Source organism: Ruminococcus turbiniformis (genome assembly GCF_020687545.1).
Taxonomy (GTDB): Bacteria; Bacillota; Clostridia; order Lachnospirales; family Lachnospiraceae; genus Mediterraneibacter; species Mediterraneibacter turbiniformis.
Genome location: NZ_JAJEQX010000002.1, coordinates 53,565 through 72,916, shown reverse-complemented (window position 1 = coordinate 72,916; position 19,352 = coordinate 53,565). Strand labels below are relative to the sequence as shown.

Sequence of the window (19,352 nt, the reverse complement as noted above, 5' to 3'; positions counted from 1 at the left end):
CGTATCTACTGCGGCTCTGCTGCTCCGCCCGTATTAATTGAGAAGGTACACGGTAAAAGTGCTTCCCTTTCCCTTTTCGGACTTTACAGTGATGTAGCCTTTCTGAAGGTGGATGATCTCATTTGCGAGATAGAGCCCGAGACCAACGCCCTCCTCTCCCGCCACTTCCTGGGCACGGTAAAACCGCTTGAAGATGTCGTGATAATGTTCCGGGTCAATGCCGATTCCGGTATCCGACAGATCGATCCTTGTGTACATCTGCCACGGGCGCACGCGTATTTTGATCTGCCCGCCTCTGGGCGTATATTTCACCGCATTGTCCAGTATGTTTCCGAGCGCTTCGGCGGTCCACTTGGAATCGTGTCTGACCATGATGCCGCTCTCACACTCCACAGTGAGGGAGATGTCTTTTTGTTCCGCCTTCGTCCACACAAGGCTGACGGAGCGGGCGACTGTCTCGTAGAGGGAGCACTCTTCCACGTGGAGCACAAAGGTGCCGACTTCAAGCCGCGACATTTTGATCAGCGACTGCATAAGAAAATCGAGCTTTGCAGCCTGGTTGTCCATCAGGTCGAGAAACTCGGCCCGCTTCTCATCGGACAGGCTGTGATCTTTTAAAATTCCGGTAAACATGCGGATGTTGGCGATGGGCGTTTTGACCTGGTGGGAGATGTCGCTTACAAGCGCCTGAATCGTCTCCTTGTCTCTCCTGCTCTGGGCTCTTGTCTCTTCCGCCACCTCGTAGAATTTCAGAAGTTTCCCCTGCACTCTGGCCGTCAGCGTGTCTTCATAGAGACTGTCCGTGTCAAGGCTTCGTCCCTCCATCATATCGTCCAGCTCCCGGCAGAGAGTATCGGCAAATGACGATACCTGCCTGCGCTGGAAAAGCGACCAGAGCCACGCCGCAAGAAAAATGCCGGCTGCAGCGGCAAGGATTCCGTAACGCACGGAAGGACGGGCGATCTGTGTCCGGCAGATCCAGATAAGGGCGCCCGCAGAAAAGGCGGCCGTCATGGCAAGGGCCGCCTTTGTGATCCGATCCCGATTCTGATTTCTTCTTCGATTCTTCTTCTGATTCATCTGATTCATCCGTTTCCTCCCTTTCCTCCCGTCCATATATAGCCCATTCCCCGCACGGTCTGGATATAGGAGTGATCCTGGTCTTCGATCTTCGAGCGGAGACGGTTCATCGTCACCGTCAGTGTGTGGTCATCGATAAAATTCCCTTCGCTGTCCCAGAGACTCTCCAGAAGAAACTGTCTCGTCACCACATTTCCGGCATGTCCGGTGAGCGCGCGCAGCAGCTTATATTCATTCGGGGTGACGGCTGTCTTCTCGCCGCCCGCGCTTACAGTCAGCGCACCGAAATCAATCATAAGGAACCCGTCTTTTTCATCTCTCCAGAGATCCCGGTCTTTTTCTTCCGCGTCCGGGTGTTCTAAGTGCCTCTTTCTGCGAAGCGCCACTTCCATCCGCTTGAGAAGGACTTTCGTGTTGAAAGGCTTCGTGATATAGTCGTCCGCCCCGAGCTCGAAGCCGCTGATTACGTCCTCGTCCAGATCGTTCGCTGTCAGAAAAAGAACGGGAAGATCTTCATCCTGTTCTTTGATTTCGCGGCAGAGGTCAAATCCGCTTCCGTCCGGGAGGTTCACATCCAGCAGGACAAGATCAAAGACCTGTTCTTTTAAAAGAATCCGGGCTTTTTGGCAGTTGTAAGCGGCCACGGTCAGATAGCCGCCTGTATCAAGTTCAAAACACAGACCCGCGCTTAATGTCAGGTCATCCTCTACGACAAGTATTTTCATGGAAGGTCTCCTTGAGGTTTGTTTACAGGTCTTTCCAGCCGGAAATTCCGGCCTGAAAACCTTATCCATTTTACTATAGTTTCCGGGGAAAATCCATATCCTGAGCCGGTATTTTCAGCACAGATTTTGCAAAGAAATTACAGGCAAAAGCTTTTTACATGTTTTTCCACGCTTCAATAATTGCGTCCGCCTCCTCGTCAAGATCATTTCCTATCTGTTCCACAATAGCGCTGCTTCCGGCATGGACAGCCTCGTCGCGGCTCTGATCCATATAGACAAAGCAGACAAAACATAAGATCCCGATTACGAGACGGAGGTAAAAACTCCCTCCGGAAAGCTCTCTGTTTTCATCGGTATGCTCTCTGTAAAGATCATGGTAGATCCTTCCGTATCTCGGATGTACGGCGGGGATCGTTCCCCTCTCTTCATAAAGCTTCCTTGTCTGGCGGAGAAGCTCTCTCCTTCTGCGTTCAGAATCGTTCATGGCGCACTTCCTTTTCCGTTTTTACAAGCTTCTGCCTGTTCCAGTTACCGGAAACGCCAGAAGGTACATTACGGCGACAAAAAGCGGCCGCCGTGATCTGGGGCAGGCCCGGACTTCTGCGCACCTCCGGTACAAAAAACAGAGCCAAAAGCGGTTGTCTCTTTACAACAGCTTATGCCTCTGTCTCTTTCTGTATGCGGAAAATGGCTGAGCGGTGCAACGCCCTTTACGGAATTTCACCGTCAGCTGATTCCTGATATATCCCGCTCATCCGTCCTGCTATCTGTCTGCCAGTTCGTTTGTGATGTCTTCCCATGTGACGCCCCGCTCCACCATAAGCACCATAGCGTGATACAGGAAATCCGAGATCTCGTACTTGATCTCCTCGGGATTCGGATTCTTTGCGGCGATGACGATCTCGGTCGCCTCCTCGCCCACTTTCTTTAAGATCTTGTCGATTCCCTTCTCGAAGAGATAGTTTGTATACGATCCTTCTTTCGGGTGTTCTCTGCGGTCCACGATCGTGTTGTAGACGGATTCAAACACCTGGAGCGGGTTCTTAGCGTCATAGTCGGCACCCACGATGGTCGTGTAGAAGCAGGAACGGTTTCCCGTATGGCAGGCCGCGCCGACCTGCTCTACCTTTGCGAGCAGAGTGTCCTTGTCACAGTCGATGGAGAGGGATTTGACATACTGGAAATGTCCGGATGTCTCGCCTTTCACCCACTGGCTCTTTCTGCTGCGGCTGTAATAGGTCATCCGGCCTGTCTTTACCGTGTTGTCAAAAGCCTCCTCGTTCATGTAAGCGACCATAAGCACTTCGTTTGTCTTATAGTCCTGTACAACAACCGGGATCAGGCCGTCTGCGTTGAGCTTGAATTCTGAGAAATCCATGATGCTTTCAAAGGAAGTCATTTTGATTCCGCTCTCCGCACAGACCTCTTTGAAGTCATTAAAGTCCATATCCAGGCTGCTCACATACATGCCGGATACACCTTTTACGCCGTCACATTTTAAGATGCGCAGAATTTCACTCTGATCCATCGTGTCCGTGAGAACAACACAGGGGAGTTTTGTTACGTTCATGACAGAATTGAGGTCCAGCCTGTGCATGAATACGATCTCTGTACTGTATTCCTCGATCAGGTGCTGCTGCTTAAACAGGGCGTCGAAATCATTGAGAGATACGGCGATGCGCTCTTTTCCGAAACGCTTGGACACTTCTTCTACCAGATCAATGGAAAGATGTTTGGAAAAGTTGAGTATTGCGCGCTTTGCGCCGGCGTACAGTATTTTTTTCACATCCTCGGTCCGGCGGATATTGCCTCCGGCGATCATGGGAATACTGATCACCCGGTTAATTTTCTTTATAAGGTCGATGGCTTCATCGTGCTCATCGTCCGAACCGGACAGATCGAATACGATCAGCTCGTCTGCGCCTTTATCATTGTAATGCTTGGCAAGGGATACGACATCGTCAGAGAGGGCAGTTCTGTCGTCAAACCACTTGACCGCTTTGCCTCCGGCGATAAAAATGCACGGGGTCAGTCTCTTATAGCTCATGATGGCTCTTCTCCTTCTTGTATTTTTTTAACAGTTCATATTATACTTACAGCGTTCCCTTGGTAGACCAGACCTCTTTCATTCTCGGTTCTTCTGACACTGCCATGTCAAGCGCTTTTCCAAACGCTTTAAACAGCGCTTCCGCCATGTGATGATTGTTTCCATTCTCCAGTATCTTGAGATGAAGATTCATTCCGGCACTGTAGGCGACCGCCTGGAAAAATTCCCGGATCATCTCCGTATCCAGTGTGCCGAGGCGCGGTACGGTAAAGTCTGCGTCAAATTTCAGATACGGTCTGCCGGAGAGGTCGACAGCGCAGAGCGCCAGCGTCTCGTCCATGGGGAGGATAAAGTATCCGTACCTCTTTATGCCGGTCTTGTCTCCGACTGCTTCCGCGATGGCCTGCCCGAGGACAATTCCTGTATCCTCAACCGTGTGGTGGCTGTCCACCTCCAGGTCTCCTTTTACTTTCACCGAGAAATCGAAAAGTCCGTGTCTTGCGAACCCGCTCAGCATATGATCAAAAAAAGGAACTCCTGTATCAATATCGTGCCTCCCCTCTCCGTCCAAACAGAGGGTGAGAGAGATATCTGTCTCTTTTGTTGTTCTTGCGCACGCTGCTGTACGTTTTTCCACTTTTATACACACCTCCTTTGTCAGTCTTTTCCGTCAAAGCGCACCCGGACGGAATTGGCGTGAGCGGTCAGGTGTTCCGCCTCGGCGAAACGCTCGATATCGGTATGAATCTTTTCGAGCGCTCCTTTTGAGTAGGAGATAATGCTCGACTTTTTGATAAAATCGTCAACAGACAGCGGAGAGAAGAATTTCGCCGTGCCGTTTGTAGGCAGCACGTGGTTCGGCCCCGCAAAGTAATCGCCCAGAGGCTCGCTTGAGTATTCTCCCAGGAAGATGGCGCCGGCGTTGCGGATTTTTGTCATGACTTCAAACGGATTGGCAGTTACAATCTCCATGTGCTCGGAGGCAATCTCATTTGCCGCGTCGACGGCATCGTCCAGGGTGTCCGCCACAAGGATGTGGCCGTAGTTGTCAAGCGACTTCTGAATGATCTCTCCCCGGGAGAGCTCTTTTATAAACTGATCGGTCCAGTCAGATACCTTTTCGGCAAGCTCCATACTTGTCGTGACGAGAATCGCGCTCGCAAGCTCGTCGTGCTCTGCCTGTGAGAGAAGATCAGCCGCCACATACCGGGGATTTGCCGTCTCATCCGCCAGGACGAGAATCTCGCTGGGGCCCGCGACAGAGTCAATGCTGACATGTCCGTATACGGCCTTCTTCGCAAGGGCCACATAGATGTTGCCGGGGCCGACGATCTTATCCACTTTCGGGATGCTCTCTGTCCCGTAGGCAAGGGCTCCGATCGCCTGCGCGCCGCCCGCCTTGAAAATGCGGTCCGCGCCCGCTTCCTTTGCGGCGACAAGGGTGGTCGGTGTGACACGGCCGTCTTTCCCCGGCGGAGTCATCATAATGATCTCATCCACGCCTGCCACTTTCGCGGGAAGAATATTCATGAGCACAGAGGACGGATAAGCCGCCTTTCCTCCGGGCACATACACACCTACTCTCTGAAGAGGCGTCACCTTCTGCCCCAGAATCGTCCCGTCCGGTTTGCTGTCAAACCAGCTGTACTGCATCTGTTTCTCATGGTAGGAACGGATGTTGACAAGCGCCTTTCGGATAATTTCCACAAGGCCGGGATCCACCTCCCGGTACGCTTCCTCGATCTCTTCTTCCGTCACGAGAATATTCTCCGCGCTGATATCCGCTCCGTCGAATTTCTTCGTGTATTCAAAGAGTGCCGCGTCCCTGCGCGCTTTCACATCATTCAGAATGACGCGCACACGCTCCTCATATTCTCCGTAGCTGTTGGGGCTTCTCTTTAAGAGAGACTCCAGCAGATCTGTCTTTGTATTCTGATCCAGTTTTTCAATTCGCATCGTACTTAAAAAACCTCCCCGCTATCCTTCTCTTAACATGGCTCTCAGATCCGTGATCAGAGATTTGATTCTGTCATTTTCCATCCGCATACTGACCGGATTTACAATCATTCTCGCCGAGAGAGGACACACTTCCTCCAGAACGACAAGCCCGTTCTCCTTCAGCGTGGAACCGGTCTCAACGATATCCACAATCACCTCGGAGAGCCCGACGATGGGGGCAAGCTCGATGGAGCCGTTCATCTTGATGATCTCCACGGTCTGATGTTTTTTATTATAGAAATAGTCTTTTGCAATTTTCGGATATTTGGTGGCGACCCGGATCAGCTCATGATGCTTTAAGAGCTCCGCCGCATCCTCATAGCCGCACACACACATCCGGCATTTCCCGAAACCGAGATCCAGTACTTCGTGTACCTTGCGCCCCTCTTCGATGATTGTGTCTTTTCCGACCACGCCGATATCCGCGGCGCCGTACTCCACATAGGTAGGAACGTCGGGACCTTTTGCGAGAAAGAACTTCAGCCTGAGTTCCTCGTTTGTGAAGATCAGTTTTCTCGAATCCTTGTCTTTCATCTCATCGCAGGTGATGCCGAGCTTTTCGAGCATCTCCAGCGTCTTATTTGCAAGTCTTCCCTTTGTGAGGGCGAATGTTAAATACCTCATATGTCACGCTCCTTTAATCCCTTTCATCCTGCTTTTTCATCTTCACGGTTTTCACTTCCCCGGTTTCCGGATTTACCATCTCCACCGTACTCTCATCGGTCAGATAGAGCATGGCGGCGGCTCCGGCACGCTTGGCGAACTCTTCGTACTTTGCGCGTCCTTCATCCGCCGAACGCTTCACAAGTTCGATGTTGCGGCCTTTCTCGCGAAAACTGCAGGCCAGGGAGACCGCCTGCTCCTCTGTGGAGTCCGTATAGACGATCAGATTGCGGCGGATGGGATCCACGCTGATCCGCTGGCGGGACAGCGCGCTCATCAGCTCATCCAGGATGATCGCAAAACCGATAGACGGTGTGCTCTTTCCGAATTTCTCGAGCAGGTGGTCATACCGCCCTCCTCTTACCACGGCGTCTCCGGTTCCGTATGTATACGCGCGGAAAATGATTCCCGTATAGTATCCGTAGCTTCCGGTCATGCTCAGGTCAAAGGTGACGTGGTCTTCCGCCTTGTAAAGCTTCAGCAGACGGTAAATGTTCTGAAGCCGTGTGATACCCAGCCGGGCGTTTAAATCCGGCGCAGCCTGAAACGCTCTATCCAGCACTTCCGGTCCGCCGACCAGTTCCGGCAGGACGGAAAACGCTCTGCGGATGTTTTCCTTCACGTTCAGATTGTCGAGCATCTCATCCAGGCCAAAGAAATTCCGGTTGTTGATCAGCGTCCGGATCTCTTTGATCTGCGCTTCTTTTTCCTCCTCATCCGGACCAAAGTCGATGCCGCAGAGAAGACCCTGGATGAAATCGACGTGCCCCAGGTTGATCTGAAATTCATTCAGGCCGGTCTTTTTTAATCCGTCAGCAACCATGGCAATCATCTCAGCATCCGCCTCGATGGAGTCCAGGCCGATCAGCTCTGCCCCGAGCTGGGTGTTTTCCTTTAAACGTCCCCGGTAGCTTGTGTGATTGATAAACGTATTTCCCGCGTAGCAGAGGCGGATCGGAAAATCTTCCGCCTCGAAAAGCGTGGCGGCCGCACGGGCAACGGACGGTGTAATGTCAGGCCGCAGTGCGAGGATGTTTCCTTCCCGGTCGAAAAACTTATAGAGCTCCTGTGTGGAAGTCGATCCGATCTCTTCCCGGAACACGTCGTAATACTCAAATGTAGGCGTCTGTATATCATGATATCCGTAAAGATGAAGTACGGTACTGAGCTTTTTCTGAAGGGTAAGCTTTGTCTCACATTCTCTGTTGTAGATGTCCCTTACGCCCTCCGGCGTATGAAGTTTCTGTTCCATATGATGTCCTCCTTCACTTTACTGTGCTAACACGTTAAAACCTCTTGTCATTATACGGATTTTCCCTTTGTCTGTCAATCCCTGCAGTCCAGATCTTTCTGGATATAGTCAAGATAAGGGACGAAGTAGCCGTTTTTCAGTTTCATAAACCATCCGGGTTCCAGTTCATCGAAGCGGAAGCTCTTGCGGCCGCCAGCCTGCGCCCTGTCCCAGAACTTTCTGATCTGTTTGTATCTCATATAATAGAGCTCTTCTCTTGCGGTATAATAGATCAGCAGAAAAGAGATGCCGCCCTGGCGCTCAAACTTTTCCATAAAGTCCATCTGATGGGCGTGTACATTCTGCAGTGGAAAGGTATCTGCCCTGCACTCCTTCGCGTCAAAGCAGATCGGAATGCCCTGAACCGCGCCGATATAGTCCACGGTGCTGACCTTGTCAAAGTACGCAAGGGTGATGTGCCGGTTTGACTGATCGATCTGCACCGGTGTGATCGGCGTCGGGATTTTCTGGATCAGCGCAAGGCCCATGTCCGTGTAGCGTTCGTTTGTATGGTTGATAAATTCTTCCAGTGTGGAGCCGCGAAGCCCTCTTGAATTCCATGTCGCCATCTTCTCTAAAGCACTCCTTCTTCCTGGCATATTTTCCGGAAAAGCTCCGGCAGAGGAGACGTGATCTCCTTCCCGGAAAGCGGCTCCAGTGCGCCTTCACATTCGGGAATACAGATCCTTGCCGCGTGGAGAAGCTGACATCTCAGACCGTATTTTTCCCGGAAGATCCCGTTGAAAGACGGATCTCCGTATTTGGGATCCCCTGCGATTGGATGCCCCTGGGAGGCCAAGTGTGCGCGGATCTGGTGTGTCTTTCCCGTGATCAGATGTACTTCAAGGAGAGTGGTCCGCTCCCCCGTGCACAAAGGCCGGTATTCCGTTTCGATGGGGGCGGCGCTTTCAAGTTCCGTCTCAGAGAAGGCGACCCGGTTCGTCCGGGGATCTTTTGTGAGATACCCGCGGATCAGCCGGCCTTCGCTGACATGCCCCTTTACAAGAGTCATATAGTACTTCTTCATGCTGCGGTCCCGGAACATGGCGCTTAGTTCCTGGAGCGCGGCAAGTGTCTTCCCGGCGGCCACGATGCCGCTTGTATTGCGGTCAAGCCGGTTGCACACTGATGGGCGGAAGGCGCGAAGATCATCTTCCGCAAGCTGTCCGCTCTCCGTCAGATATTCGATGAGGTATTCTACAAGGGAGAAGTCGTCTGCCGCTGCTTTCTGGGAGAGCATTCCCGCCGGTTTGTCGAAAAAGATTACCTGGCTGTCCTCGTAGAGAATTGCCGGGCGGAGGTTTTTGGAACCGGAAGGAAGAATGACCCGGGACGAAAACCCGTCGATGGTCTCGTCAGAGAGAAAGAGCTTTACGAGATCCCCTTCGCAGAGCTTTTCGGAACCGGCTGCTTTCTTCCCGTTCAGCGTAATGTTTTTCTTGCGGAGCATCTTATAGAAGAAGCTCTTCGGCGCCTTATCCATATATTTCCCGAGAAATTTGTCGAAGCGCTGTCCGGCTTCATTTGCTCTGATGGTGATCTCCCGCATGGGGCAATTCTCCTTTCATTTTTTCGCATCTGTGCAGCTCTCCCGCCTGGATTCTCAGTCTGAATCCTCAGCCGGACTCTTCCGTCTGACGCCAGCCGCATTGCAGCCGGATATCAGAATATCAGAGAGATATATTAAGGATCAGATGACGCACAGCCTCTTCCGTCTCTTTCGTGTCCTCTTTCTCAACTGCCGCGATATTGTCAAGTCCTTCTGCGCGGGTGATAAACGGAGTATACTCGTTTAAGACGCGCACGGTGTAGTCTGTGAAGTGGTTCATCGCAAGAATCTTCCGGATATGCTGCGAGAGCGCCTTTAAGTCCACTTTCCTGCTGCGCGTATATCCGAAGATGTTGTACCCGGAGATGACGATGCAGTCCACCGGCATGATCTTTTCCTCGCTTGTGATGACCATATCGTAGCATACAGTCAGGTGGGATGTCTTTGAGGCGATATCCTCCGCTCTTTTGCTGTCAATGGATGAGTACGGAATCCGGGTGATTACGCCGGTCAGAGCCTTTGCCGAAGGCAGGCAGCCGAGGACCGCGACGACGGTGAGCATGTTCAGTCTTGTTCCCGTCTGAAAATAACCGAGGAAAAAGACTGCCGCAACGATGCCGAAATAAATCACGGTGCGCAGGATTTCCACTTTCTTTTTGTAATCCAGATATCCGGGTGTTCCTTTTTCTTTTTTCTTCATTGTATCAGTAACTCCTCTGCTTTTAAAATCAAACTGTGGGGGACAAGCTTTGCCCCCAGCCGGGCGGCTTTCATTCCCGTTCCGTATACGGATAAGGCTTTCCGCTTCCTGCTGTCTTCAAGCGCTCTTCTTACGACCTGAGGGGCCTTCGCCATGGTCAGTTTCTTCAGCGGGTTTGTGAGCGCCCCGCTGACCGTGAAAAACTCTGTGTCTACCGGCCCCGGGCACACTGCGGTCACGCTGATGCCGGAAGGCCGGAGCTCTGCCCCGAGTGCCTGTGAGAAGCTTAAGACATAGGACTTGGTTGCGGCGTAGACGGCGAACGAGGGCTGCGGGCAGAATGCGGCTGCCGATGCAAGGTTTATGATGCGGCCGCACTTCCCCATGTATGGCAGCGTGATCTGGGTCATCCGGGTGAGTGCGCGGCAGTTTAAATCTACCATGTCCGTCTGAATCCGTTTCCCCTCGGAGGCGATCTCCCGGAAAGTGCCGGACTTTCCGAAACCGGCGGCGTTTACCAGGATGCGCACATCCGGTGCGTACTCTTTCAATGCACTGTGATACTCCCGGTACACCTGTTTCTTCGTCAGGTCTCCGGCGAAGATCCGCAAGGGGATGCGGCACTCGTCCCGGAGTGCCTCCAGACGGTCTTTCCTCCTTGCCACAACCCAGATCTCATCGAGATTTTTATAAAAACAACTGATCTGCCGGACGAACTCTCTTCCCATTCCGGAAGAGGCTCCGGTCACTGCTGCAATTTTCATCGGCGGTTATCCTTCTTCCTGTGTATGTTGCGGATGGTCTTCTTCTTTTTTGGACGTCCCGGAGCGGCGGTTCCGTTCCCTCTGCCGGACATGCCCGGTTTCCGCTCACGGGATGCGCCCGGTTTTCTCTCGCCGGACGAACCCGATTTCTCTCCATTCCTGCGCGGACGGATCAGGCACCTGGGCCCGTATCCGATCAGGTCCGTGCGCCCCGCCCGGTGAAGGGCCTCGTTTACCAGATCGTAGAGCTCCGGGTTTTTATACTGTATGAGCGCCCGCTGCATGGCCTTTTCGTGAGGGCTTCTCGGCACGTACACAGGCTTCATTGTCCGGGGATCCACTCCGGTATAGTACATGCATGTGGAGAGGGTGGACGGCGTCGGATAGAAATCCTGCACCTGCTCCGGCATATAGCCCAGGTCCCGGCAGTATTCCGCCAGCTTTACCGCTTCTTTGAGCGTAGAGCCCGGGTGGGATGACATCAGATAGGGAACAAGATACTGCTTCTTCCCAAGCTTTCTGTTCATCTGCTCAAACTTCTCTGTAAACTTTGTGTAGACTGCGTGTTCCGGTTTCCCCATCAGCGAGAGCACAGGATCCGAAACATGCTCCGGCGCGACTTTCAGCTGGCCGCTTACGTGGTATTCGCACAGTTCGCGGAGAAAATGATCTTTCTTCTCTGCCAGAAGATAGTCGAAACGGATTCCCGACCGGATAAACACCTTTTTCACTTCCGGAATGTCCCGCAGTTTTTTCAGAAGCCGGACGTAATCGCTGTGATCGGCGTCCAGGTTTCTGCAGGGCGCGGGGAAGAGGCACTGCCGGTCCTTACACACGCCGCAGCGGGTCTGCTTTGCGCAGGAGGGATGACGGAAATTAGCGGTAGGCCCTCCCACATCGTGGATGTATCCTTTAAAATCCGGTTCATGGGTGATCGCTTCCGCCTCTTTCAGAAGCGAATCGTGGCTGCGCACCTGGACGATCCGTCCCTGGTGGAAGGTGAGGGCGCAGAAGCTGCATCCGCCGAAGCAGCCGCGGCTGCTGATCAGGCTGAAGCGGATCTCGGATATGGCCGGGACGCCGCCCTTCTCCTCATAGGAAGGATGATAGGTGCGCGCGTAGTCAAGACCGTAGACGTCGTCCATCTCCTCTGTGGAGAGAGGCAGGGACGGCGGGTTCTGCACAACCCAGAGGTGGTCGGAATAAGGCTCCGCAAGCTGTTTTGCCTGGAAGGGATCCGTGTTCCGATACTGGGTATAAAAGCTTTTTGCATAGGCAAGCCGGTCCTCTGTCAGCTCCGCAAAGGAGGGCAGAAATTCCGCGTCCGGGATCCGGTCTTTGTCCCTGACCTTAACGACCGTCCCCGCGATGTAAGTCAGCTCCTCCACGGGAATTCCCGCATCCAGCGCATCGGCGATCTCGACGATGGAGTGCTCTCCCATTCCGTAGGAGATCATATCGGCTCCGGAGTCTAGGAGAATGGAGCGTTTGATCCTGTCGGACCAGTAGTCATAGTGTGCCAGCCTGCGCAGACTGGCCTCGATTCCGCCTAAAATGACCGGCGTCTTCTTGTAAGTCTGACGGATCAGGTTCCCGTAGACGGCACAGGCATAATCCGGCCGCTTTCCCATCTTCCCTCCCGGGGTGTAGGCGTCTGTTCTGCGTCGCTTCTTTGAAACGGAGTAGTGATTCACCATGGAATCCATATTTCCGGCGCTGACAAGGAAGCCAAGCCGGGGTTCCCCGAAGACTGCGATGCTTTTCGGGTCTTTCCAGTCCGGCTGGGAGATGATTCCCACCCGATAGCCGTGGGCTTCCAGCACGCGGCTTATGACCGCATGTCCGAAGGAAGGGTGGTCAACATAGGCGTCGCCGATCACATAGGCGAAATCAACCTGGTCCCATCCTCTCTCTTCCATCTCCGATTTGTTTACCGGCAAGAATTTATGTTTCATCAGTTCTGTGTGCGCACCTTTCGTAAGTATTGTCCCGGATATCGTAATAATCCCGGATAAAATAGTCTGCAAGCCGCCGCTTCTCGCTGTCCCACGGCCGGGAAAATTCATCGTCCACGGCGCAGACTTCCATCCCCGCGTTCTTCCCGGCGAGAATCCCCTTCGGGACATCCTCGAAGACAAGACATTCCCGGGGATCAACGCGGAGGTCCTCCGCCACCTTTAAATAGACGTCAGGGGCCGGTTTGCCCGCGGACACCTCGCAGGAAGTCCTCACAGAGTCAAAGTATCCGGCAAGATCCCGGGCATTCAGCGCCGCATCCGCGATGCTTCGGTCGTTGCTTGTGGCGATTCCGAGAAGGACGCCGCGGGCTTTCATGGCCTTAAGAAAGTCCAGGGCGCCCCGTTTCGGGAAGACGCGTGTCGCGTAGAGATCTGTCGTCATCTCCCGCCATTCCTGCATGACCTGCTCGCGGGTCCGGTTCAGTGTCCGGAAGGTGTCGACAAAATACTGGGCGGTCTCCGTGTAGCTCATGCCCTCAATGTCCTTGTGAAAAGTATCCGGCTGGGTCAGCCCGTATTTTCCCATATAGATCCGGTCCACCTCGGGCCAGATCCACATGGAGTCCACGAGGGTTCCGTCCATGTCGAATATGACCGCTTTTTTCCCTGTCAGCATAACGCATCTACCTCTTCTTTCTTCAGCTTCCGGTACTCTCCCGGAGCCAGTGTTTCATCCAGTTTCAGCGGCCCCATCTGAAGCCGTTTTAAATAGACAACTTCCTTTCCGACGGCGTGAAACATCCGCTTCACCTGATGGAACCGCCCCTCCCGGATAGTAAGAAGAACTTCGGAGCAGGCACCGGAATTTACGATCTCAAGGACAGCGGGAAGCGTCGGACGCTCATCCCCGATGTCGACTCCCCGGGAGAACAGCTCTGCGTCCGCCTCCGTCACTTCTCCCTGCACTCGCGCAAAATACACTTTGTCCACATGCTTTTTGGGCGAGAGGAGGCGGTGTGCCAGGGCGCCGTCGTTTGTGATAAGAAGGAGCCCTTCTGTATCCTTGTCAAGGCGGCCCACGGGAAAGAGATCATCTCTTTTCTTATCGCGGATCAGATCCAGGACGGTTCTGTCTCTTCTGTCTTCGGTTGCGGAGACGACTCCCGCCGGCTTGTTGAGCATATAGTACTCATACTTTTCGTAAACGACCGGGACGTTGTTCACGGTGACGAGATCTGTCCCGGCATCAATCTTTAAATCCGCTTTCCCTGCGGGGACTCCGTTGACGGAGACGAGTCCTTTTGAGATATCCCTTCGTACCTGGCTCCTTGTGCCGCAGCCCATGTCGGAGAGGTACTTGTCCAGCCGGAGTTTCATACGGACTGCCACCGCCATCCCGGGAGATATTTGTTTTTCAGCGTCTGTCCGCCCAGTTTTCCGAAGCCCAGCGGATAGCCGTCCACACAGACAAGATACCAGCCCTTTTCCTTCTGTGAGACAAGATCGCTTAAGTCCAGCGTCTCGCCTTTTAAATAGCGGATGACACGGCCGTCGTCTGCGGAGAGGTCCACCGTGTTCGCAAACTCTTCCTTTTTCAGGTTCATGGCCAGAGCCTGGCTGGGCTCAAAGCGGTTCTTTTTCAGCTCCCCGAGGAGAAGTCCGGTGCGAAGGAACCGCACCCCGCTCAAATCAGGGAGATCCTCCGGCATGTAGTATGCCCGCTCCGCGCGAATGTCGATCCTGGAGGGATCCAGCGGTCTTCTGACGAGTTTCAGGAAGTCACTGAGCTCTTCCGGAAGCGGTTTTTTGTACTGGCGCCGCTCATAAGTCCGGACCGGGGGAAATTCTTCACAGGCCGGTCCGACATCTCCTTTTTTCAGGAGAGCTACGAAGTGTCCCTCGCCTTTCATGCGGTGCGGAAAGATGCGGACTGTTTTTTCAAGCGCTGCATCCGGCGTGAGCGCGGCGTCCGCAATTCCGGGGCAGAACCCTTCATAACCTTCCATTTCACAGAGGGAAAATTCCGGGTATTCTTTTAAAAGGTATTCGACTGTCTGCTCATTTTCCTCAGGGGAAAATGTGCATGTGGAATAGAGCATCATGCCGCCCGGCCGGAGCATCTGCGCTGCCTGGGTGACGATGCTTTTCTGCATTTTTGAAAAGAACTCCGGGCCGTGCTCTTCCCATGCCCGGATCATTTTCCGGTCTTTTCGAAACATGCCCTCTCCGGAGCATGGCGCATCAATGAGGATCTTGTCAAAATATTCCCGGAAATAAGGAATCAGCTTTCCGGGTTCCTCGCTTAAGACAAGGACATTTCCGATGCCGAAGAGTTCCAGGTTTTTTAAAAGTCCCTTGGCTCTGGAACTGCTCAGGTCGTTTGCGGCCAGTACACCCTCGCCGCAGAGGCGGGCGCCGAGTTCCGTCGCTTTTCCTCCGGGCGCGGCGCATACGTCCAGCACGCGGTCTCCCGGAGAGATGGGGAGCCGGTCCGCCGGAGTCATGGCGCTCGGTTCCTGGAGATAGTACAGTCCCGCAAAATAGTAAGGATGCCTTGCGGGATGACAGCTCTCGCCGTCATAGTAAAATCCGTTGCGGATCCAGGGAACCGGCTCAAGGGGCCAGGGGGATATTTTCAAAAATTCTTTCACTGAGATCTTCGCAGTGTTGACGCGGAGTCCGTAATACCTCGGTTCGTCGAAACATCTCAGATAGTCTTCATATTCTTCCGTGCCGAGAAGGCTCTTCATTTTTTCTTCAAATGCTGCTGGCAGATTCATCTTTTTTCCTCCATACTTCACAAAGGACAGTATAACATGTTTTTTCCGCGGACGGAACCCTTTCCGCCGGTTCATCGGAAACTGACGGTTTTCTCTTTCAGATAGCAGAGCGCAGGGTACGGATTGACGCTGAACTCCTCTTCGTCCGGACAGATATAGATGCCGAGATGGAGGTGAACGGGGAACTTTCCCCGCGTTCCCTCCTCCGTTCCGTAGCCGGTATCTCCCATAAATCCGAGCAGGTCTCCGGCTTTTACCTCATCTCCCACCTCGATCTGTGCGTAGGAGTCCAGGTGGGCGTAATAGAAGTAAGCGCCCTTCGGAGCGCGGATGCCGATCCGGTACCCGCCGAGTTCCAGCCAGCCCTTCTCTTCCACCACACCGTCAGTCATGCTTACCACAGGGAAGACCCCGTTTTTGTTCACGGACGGCATAATGTCTGTCCCTTCGTGGCCCCGTTCTCCCTGGTAGGTGCGCTCAAACATCCAGGAGTCCTCAAAAGAGACCGAAAGTACTCCCGTACTGTCGCGGGCAACCGGAAAATAGGCGAGATCATCCCACACGGCCCGGCAGGCATTCAGATAACTGCTCCATTCCGGAAGCTTATCCCAGCGGCCGCGGAGAGAGGATGCATCATCGAAAGAGACAGGAGATGTCTCCATGTTAAAATCGCTCTCCAGCCAGTACACGGCCAGGTATTCTCCCGGATTTTTAAGCGCCGCTATCGTTTCGGCCGCCTCAGGACTTAAACTCTGGCGGCGGAATTCCGGGGAGGAAACCGTCTTCTCCGAAAGACGGGAAAGCTCCCCTTCATACCGGAGATGAGCCGGCCAGATGGAGGCGAACAGCACAAGGAGAAAGAGCAGAAACAGATCCCGCAAAAACAGGCGAAGAAAGGTTCTCAAAAAGCAGACTCCTTTCCCGAATCCATATTGTTACAGTATATGAATCTTTCCGGGAGATATGAGGCACTTCGCGGCGGACAGCGCAGGAAGCAAACGCCAGCTAAGGGCTCATAAAGCGCAGAACTTCGTCATATATCAGTTATATACAGCTGTATATGGCGCTGAGAAACGGCAGAAAGCAGCAGAAAACAGCAAAAACAGGTCTGCGCGGCTGCCGCGGCAGACACGGAAAGGAGGCGGAAAATTATGATAAGACAGCTGCCGGGCGGAATCGGGGCGGTGCTTCTCTTTGCCGCAATGCTCGCTTTCCCACGCGAGGTCTTTCACGGGGCGGAGGAAGGGCTTCTCCTCTGGTTTCAGATCGTATTTCCCACTCTGTTCCCGTTCATGCTGATTGCCTCTCTTCTGCTCGCAGGCGGAGGACTTAAGCTGATCTCCTATCTCTTCGGAGGAATCTGCAGGAAAATATTTGCCACGTCGGGAAACGGTTCCTTTGCGGTGCTGGCAGGGTTTCTCTGCGGATATCCCATGGGAGCGAAAGTGACGGCGGATCTTTTAAGAGAGGGGAAGATCTCTTATGAGGAAGGGGAATACCTGCTCTCCTTCTGCAACAATATAAGCCCGGTCTTTATCATGAATTTTATTGTGTGGAAGACCCTCGGGCGCAGCGATCTTCTTTCGCTGACACTTGCAGTTCTGCTGCTCGTTCCGGCGGCTGCAAGTTTGATATTCCGGCGGTTTTATCTTGGAGGTCGGGGCGCGTTTCCAGACCTTGCTGATCCAAAAGGCTCCGGGGATAAAAGACGGCTTGATTTTGCGGCATTTGACAGGTGCATGATGGACAGTTTTGAATCGATTGTCAAAGTGGGCGGGTATATCATCTTTTTTTCGGTTCTCATTGCGCTTATGGAAACACCCGGGGAGAAGATCCCGCTTCTCGGATTCCTTCTTCCGTCACTTGAGATCACAAACGGGGTCGTGATGCTCCACGACAGAATTGCAGATCCCGCGCTTTCATACGCCGCGATTGCGGGGCTCTCCGCCTTCGGAGGGTTATGCGCAGCCGCACAGACGAGCTGTATGATTCAGGGAACCGGGCTTAAAATGACTCCTTATCTCATACAAAAACTGACTGCCGCAGCGGCAGCCAGTTGCATTGCATACTTCTGTATTCGGTTTTTTTAGGTTATACCTGACTGTTTCCGTCGCCGGAACCGTATCCGTCCGTATCCTCCTCGGGAATCTCAAGTTCCGCGCGGTTGGATCTGACGGTGTCGTAGCACTCCTGAAGGGAGTTGATCAGTCCGTCATACTTTGTAGTGTAACTGTCAAGCGTGTGGCCGATGATGCTCTCCGCATTTGCCAGAAGATCATCTGTGTACTGGATCGCGCCGATGCGGATCGCATTGGCGTCAGCGGTAGCATTGTCGATAATCTCCTGAGCCTGAGCAGTGGCCTGTGTCACGATTTCGTTTGCCTGCGCGTACGCCTGCTGCATGATCTCATGCTCGCTGACGAGCTCAGTTGTCTGGACCTGCGCCTCCTCGATCATGGCCTCTGCTTTTGCCTGAGCGTCCGCGAGGATCGCGTCACGGTTGGCAATGATTTTCTGATAACGCTTGATCTCGTCCGGAGTTTTCATGCGGAGCTCTCTTAAAAGCTCATCCAGATGCTCTTTGTTCACGATGATTTTTGTTGTGGACAGCGGCTGGAATTTACAGTCCCTGTCGATGTACTCTTCGATTTCTTCGATAATCTGCTCAATACGACTGCTCATTAATTACACTCTCCTTTTATCGTTCATCTTTTTTTTAAGTTCCTCAGCGACAGCCTCCGGCACAAACTGTGACAGATCTCCCCCAAAGGCTGCTATCTCCCTCACTGTGGTGGAACTCAAATATGAATATTCAATTCCGGTTGTCAAAAACATTGTCTCAACATTTGGTTCCAGCTTATGATTCGTCTGCGACATCTGAAGTTCGTACTCGAAGTCAGTGATCGCGCGCAGTCCGCGGATCACCAGTCCCGCTTCCATCCGCGACGCAAAGTCGACAAGAAGCCCGTCGAAAGGAACGATCCTGGCATTTCCGAATTCTTTCGTCACATCCTCTAACATTTTAACACGTTCTTCCACAGAAAACAACGGCATTTTCGCCTTATTATTCAGCACTCCGACGATGAGATCATCCACGATTTTGCATGATCTGCGGATGATATCCAGATGCCCGTATGTAACCGGGTCAAAGCTGCCCGGATAGATCGCTCTCAACATATTTCCTCTCTCCCCGCTCTCTCTAAAAATACATGCTTGTTTGTCTTATATCTTTTTTCACGTATCAGCGAAAAGCCGATCTCCTCCGCATAGGAAAAATCTGTGTCCAGAGAAGCCTCGACGATGATAAGTGTATCCTCGTACGCAAGCTCTGATTCCGAAAGATACTCAAGCACACGCCTCTCATATCCCTGGTCATAGGGCGGGTCCATGAAAATGAAATCAAAGACCTTTTCCCCCTCCAGCCGGCAGAGGGCGTTCATGACGTCGGACGTGACAGTAAGTGCCTTCGGAGCAAGACGGGTGAAGGTTAAGTTTTCCTTGATGCACTTCATGGCCTTCGGGCTGCTCTCCACAAAAACAGCTTCCCTTGCGCCCCGGCTTAACGCCTCGATGCCGATCCCTCCGCTTCCGCTGAAGAGATCGAGGAAAGTACAGTCATACATGGACGGACCGATGATGTTGAACAGCGTCTCCTTGATCCTGTCCGTGGTCGGCCTTGTAGCCATGCCTTCGGGGGTTTTGAGCCTCAGGCTCCTTGCGCTTCCGGCAATCACTCTCATAAATCGACACCTCTGGTAAAATTCAGCTTTTTTACTACGCAGAATTTTATCAGAAAA

At 53.0% G+C, this 19,352-nt stretch carries 21 protein-coding genes and 1 pseudogene; 1 reads left to right on the top strand and 21 read right to left on the bottom strand.

Translation table 11 applies throughout. The features are described 5' to 3' along the window. Nucleotides 1-33: 33 nt before the first annotated feature. The 18 genes and pseudogenes from LKD70_RS01565 to LKD70_RS01485 all read right to left on the bottom strand — a co-directional run bounded on the left by LKD70_RS01565 (nucleotide 34) and on the right by LKD70_RS01485 (nucleotide 16,460). A complete protein-coding gene (locus LKD70_RS01565; RefSeq protein ID WP_227706299.1) occupies nucleotides 34-1,089 on the bottom strand; it encodes a sensor histidine kinase in 1,056 nt (351 codons plus the stop codon). Beyond that, nucleotides 1,086-1,805 (bottom strand): response regulator transcription factor, encoded by a 720-nt coding sequence (locus tag LKD70_RS01560; RefSeq protein ID WP_227706298.1) that lies wholly within the window; start codon nucleotides 1,803-1,805, stop codon nucleotides 1,086-1,088. Before LKD70_RS01560 ends, LKD70_RS01565 begins: the two co-directional genes overlap by 4 nt. A gap of 154 nt (nucleotides 1,806-1,959) precedes the next feature. Beyond that, complete coding sequence (locus LKD70_RS01555) at nucleotides 1,960-2,289, bottom strand: hypothetical protein (RefSeq protein ID WP_227706297.1); 330 nt, start codon at nucleotides 2,287-2,289, stop codon at nucleotides 1,960-1,962. 279 nt (nucleotides 2,290-2,568) lie between these two features. Then, nucleotides 2,569-3,183 carry a bifunctional phosphoribosyl-AMP cyclohydrolase/phosphoribosyl-ATP diphosphatase HisIE gene (gene hisIE, locus LKD70_RS18675; RefSeq protein ID WP_456115004.1) on the bottom strand — a complete coding sequence of 205 codons (615 nt, stop codon included), beginning with the start codon at nucleotides 3,181-3,183 and terminating at the stop codon, nucleotides 2,569-2,571. Between the two features lie 288 nt (nucleotides 3,184-3,471). After that, nucleotides 3,472-3,852 (bottom strand): annotated as a pseudogene (locus LKD70_RS18670) (HisA/HisF-related TIM barrel protein); the annotation flags it as partial. Between the two features lie 46 nt (nucleotides 3,853-3,898). Next, nucleotides 3,899-4,489 carry an imidazoleglycerol-phosphate dehydratase HisB gene (gene hisB, locus LKD70_RS01545; RefSeq protein WP_227706295.1) on the bottom strand — a complete coding sequence of 197 codons (591 nt, stop codon included), beginning with the start codon at nucleotides 4,487-4,489 and terminating at the stop codon, nucleotides 3,899-3,901. A gap of 20 nt (nucleotides 4,490-4,509) precedes the next feature. Beyond that, nucleotides 4,510-5,808 (bottom strand): histidinol dehydrogenase, encoded by a 1,299-nt coding sequence (gene hisD, locus LKD70_RS01540; RefSeq protein WP_227706294.1) that lies wholly within the window; start codon nucleotides 5,806-5,808, stop codon nucleotides 4,510-4,512. A gap of 21 nt (nucleotides 5,809-5,829) precedes the next feature. Continuing rightward, nucleotides 5,830-6,474: an ATP phosphoribosyltransferase gene (hisG, locus tag LKD70_RS01535; protein ID WP_227706293.1), complete on the bottom strand. Its 645-nt coding sequence runs from the start codon at nucleotides 6,472-6,474 to the stop codon at nucleotides 5,830-5,832. A gap of 13 nt (nucleotides 6,475-6,487) precedes the next feature. After that, entirely contained in the window at nucleotides 6,488-7,765 is a 1,278-nt protein-coding gene (gene hisZ, locus LKD70_RS01530; protein WP_227706292.1) for an ATP phosphoribosyltransferase regulatory subunit, read from the bottom strand. A gap of 74 nt (nucleotides 7,766-7,839) precedes the next feature. Then, on the bottom strand, nucleotides 7,840-8,373 hold the full coding sequence (locus LKD70_RS01525) for a Holliday junction resolvase RecU (RefSeq protein ID WP_227706291.1): 534 nt from the start codon (nucleotides 8,371-8,373) through the stop codon (nucleotides 7,840-7,842). Nucleotides 8,374-8,378: 5 nt separating this feature from the next. Beyond that, nucleotides 8,379-9,353, bottom strand: a complete 975-nt coding sequence (locus LKD70_RS01520; protein WP_227706290.1) for an RluA family pseudouridine synthase — start codon at nucleotides 9,351-9,353, stop codon at nucleotides 8,379-8,381. 121 nt (nucleotides 9,354-9,474) lie between these two features. Further along, complete coding sequence (locus tag LKD70_RS01515; protein ID WP_227706289.1) at nucleotides 9,475-10,053, bottom strand: hypothetical protein; 579 nt, start codon at nucleotides 10,051-10,053, stop codon at nucleotides 9,475-9,477. Next, nucleotides 10,050-10,817: an SDR family NAD(P)-dependent oxidoreductase gene (locus LKD70_RS01510; RefSeq protein ID WP_227706288.1), complete on the bottom strand. Its 768-nt coding sequence runs from the start codon at nucleotides 10,815-10,817 to the stop codon at nucleotides 10,050-10,052. Before LKD70_RS01510 ends, LKD70_RS01515 begins: the two co-directional genes overlap by 4 nt. Beyond that, on the bottom strand, nucleotides 10,814-12,772 hold the full coding sequence (locus tag LKD70_RS01505; RefSeq protein WP_227706424.1) for a YgiQ family radical SAM protein: 1,959 nt from the start codon (nucleotides 12,770-12,772) through the stop codon (nucleotides 10,814-10,816). Before LKD70_RS01505 ends, LKD70_RS01510 begins: the two co-directional genes overlap by 4 nt. Then, nucleotides 12,762-13,451 (bottom strand): HAD family hydrolase, encoded by a 690-nt coding sequence (locus LKD70_RS01500; RefSeq protein WP_227706287.1) that lies wholly within the window; start codon nucleotides 13,449-13,451, stop codon nucleotides 12,762-12,764. The genes LKD70_RS01505 and LKD70_RS01500 overlap by 11 nt, the downstream gene beginning before the upstream one ends. Next, entirely contained in the window at nucleotides 13,445-14,152 is a 708-nt protein-coding gene (locus LKD70_RS01495; RefSeq protein WP_227706286.1) for a pseudouridine synthase, read from the bottom strand. Before LKD70_RS01495 ends, LKD70_RS01500 begins: the two co-directional genes overlap by 7 nt. Further along, nucleotides 14,149-15,555, bottom strand: a complete 1,407-nt coding sequence (locus tag LKD70_RS01490; protein ID WP_227706285.1) for an RsmF rRNA methyltransferase first C-terminal domain-containing protein — start codon at nucleotides 15,553-15,555, stop codon at nucleotides 14,149-14,151. The genes LKD70_RS01495 and LKD70_RS01490 overlap by 4 nt, the downstream gene beginning before the upstream one ends. A 71-nt stretch (nucleotides 15,556-15,626) precedes the next feature. Continuing rightward, entirely contained in the window at nucleotides 15,627-16,460 is an 834-nt protein-coding gene (locus tag LKD70_RS01485) for a M23 family metallopeptidase (RefSeq protein WP_227706284.1), read from the bottom strand. Nucleotides 16,461-16,706: 246 nt separating this feature from the next. Here LKD70_RS01485 and LKD70_RS01480 point away from each other — a divergent pair, with 246 nt between their 5' ends. Beyond that, on the top strand, nucleotides 16,707-17,645 hold the full coding sequence (locus tag LKD70_RS01480) for a transporter (RefSeq protein ID WP_227706283.1): 939 nt from the start codon (nucleotides 16,707-16,709) through the stop codon (nucleotides 17,643-17,645). Between the two features lies 1 nt (nucleotide 17,646). Here the strand turns inward: LKD70_RS01480 and LKD70_RS01475 are convergent, their stop codons facing one another. From LKD70_RS01475 to rsmD, 3 genes are read right to left on the bottom strand one after another with little or no spacing between them, the layout of a single operon-like run. Continuing rightward, the gene (locus tag LKD70_RS01475; RefSeq protein WP_227706282.1) at nucleotides 17,647-18,237 is read right to left on the bottom strand and encodes an ATP synthase subunit B family protein; all 591 of its coding nucleotides are present in this window, start codon (nucleotides 18,235-18,237) and stop codon (nucleotides 17,647-17,649) included. A gap of 3 nt (nucleotides 18,238-18,240) precedes the next feature. Continuing rightward, nucleotides 18,241-18,732: a pantetheine-phosphate adenylyltransferase gene (gene coaD, locus LKD70_RS01470; protein ID WP_227706281.1), complete on the bottom strand. Its 492-nt coding sequence runs from the start codon at nucleotides 18,730-18,732 to the stop codon at nucleotides 18,241-18,243. Next, the gene (gene rsmD, locus LKD70_RS01465; RefSeq protein ID WP_227706280.1) at nucleotides 18,726-19,295 is read right to left on the bottom strand and encodes a 16S rRNA (guanine(966)-N(2))-methyltransferase RsmD; all 570 of its coding nucleotides are present in this window, start codon (nucleotides 19,293-19,295) and stop codon (nucleotides 18,726-18,728) included. Before rsmD ends, coaD begins: the two co-directional genes overlap by 7 nt. Nucleotides 19,296-19,352: the final 57 nt, after the last annotated feature.

Bases quoted from the DNA above. Each gene is read 5' to 3' on its own strand.
- hisIE (WP_456115004.1), bottom strand. From the start codon at position 3,183: ATGGATTTCTCAGAATTCAAGCTCAACGCAGACGGCCTGATCCCGGTT.
- LKD70_RS01495 (WP_227706286.1), bottom strand. From the start codon at position 14,152: ATGAAACTCCGGCTGGACAAGTACCTCTCCGACATGGGCTGCGGCACA.
- LKD70_RS01565 (WP_227706299.1), bottom strand. From the start codon at position 1,089: ATGAATCAGATGAATCAGAAGAAGAATCGAAGAAGAAATCAGAATCGG.
- LKD70_RS01490 (WP_227706285.1), bottom strand. From the start codon at position 15,555: ATGAATCTGCCAGCAGCATTTGAAGAAAAAATGAAGAGCCTTCTCGGC.
- hisG (WP_227706293.1), bottom strand. From the start codon at position 6,474: ATGAGGTATTTAACATTCGCCCTCACAAAGGGAAGACTTGCAAATAAG.
- LKD70_RS01475 (WP_227706282.1), bottom strand. From the start codon at position 18,237: ATGAGCAGTCGTATTGAGCAGATTATCGAAGAAATCGAAGAGTACATC.
- rsmD (WP_227706280.1), bottom strand. From the start codon at position 19,295: ATGAGAGTGATTGCCGGAAGCGCAAGGAGCCTGAGGCTCAAAACCCCC.
- LKD70_RS01500 (WP_227706287.1), bottom strand. From the start codon at position 13,451: ATGCTGACAGGGAAAAAAGCGGTCATATTCGACATGGACGGAACCCTC.
- LKD70_RS01555 (WP_227706297.1), bottom strand. From the start codon at position 2,289: ATGAACGATTCTGAACGCAGAAGGAGAGAGCTTCTCCGCCAGACAAGG.
- hisZ (WP_227706292.1), bottom strand. From the start codon at position 7,765: ATGGAACAGAAACTTCATACGCCGGAGGGCGTAAGGGACATCTACAAC.
- LKD70_RS01505 (WP_227706424.1), bottom strand. From the start codon at position 12,772: ATGAAACATAAATTCTTGCCGGTAAACAAATCGGAGATGGAAGAGAGA.
- LKD70_RS01515 (WP_227706289.1), bottom strand. From the start codon at position 10,053: ATGAAGAAAAAAGAAAAAGGAACACCCGGATATCTGGATTACAAAAAG.
- LKD70_RS01560 (WP_227706298.1), bottom strand. From the start codon at position 1,805: ATGAAAATACTTGTCGTAGAGGATGACCTGACATTAAGCGCGGGTCTG.
- hisD (WP_227706294.1), bottom strand. From the start codon at position 5,808: ATGCGAATTGAAAAACTGGATCAGAATACAAAGACAGATCTGCTGGAG.
- coaD (WP_227706281.1), bottom strand. From the start codon at position 18,732: ATGTTGAGAGCGATCTATCCGGGCAGCTTTGACCCGGTTACATACGGG.
- LKD70_RS01510 (WP_227706288.1), bottom strand. From the start codon at position 10,817: ATGAAAATTGCAGCAGTGACCGGAGCCTCTTCCGGAATGGGAAGAGAG.
- LKD70_RS01525 (WP_227706291.1), bottom strand. From the start codon at position 8,373: ATGGCGACATGGAATTCAAGAGGGCTTCGCGGCTCCACACTGGAAGAA.
- LKD70_RS01480 (WP_227706283.1), top strand. From the start codon at position 16,707: ATGATAAGACAGCTGCCGGGCGGAATCGGGGCGGTGCTTCTCTTTGCC.
- LKD70_RS01520 (WP_227706290.1), bottom strand. From the start codon at position 9,353: ATGCGGGAGATCACCATCAGAGCAAATGAAGCCGGACAGCGCTTCGAC.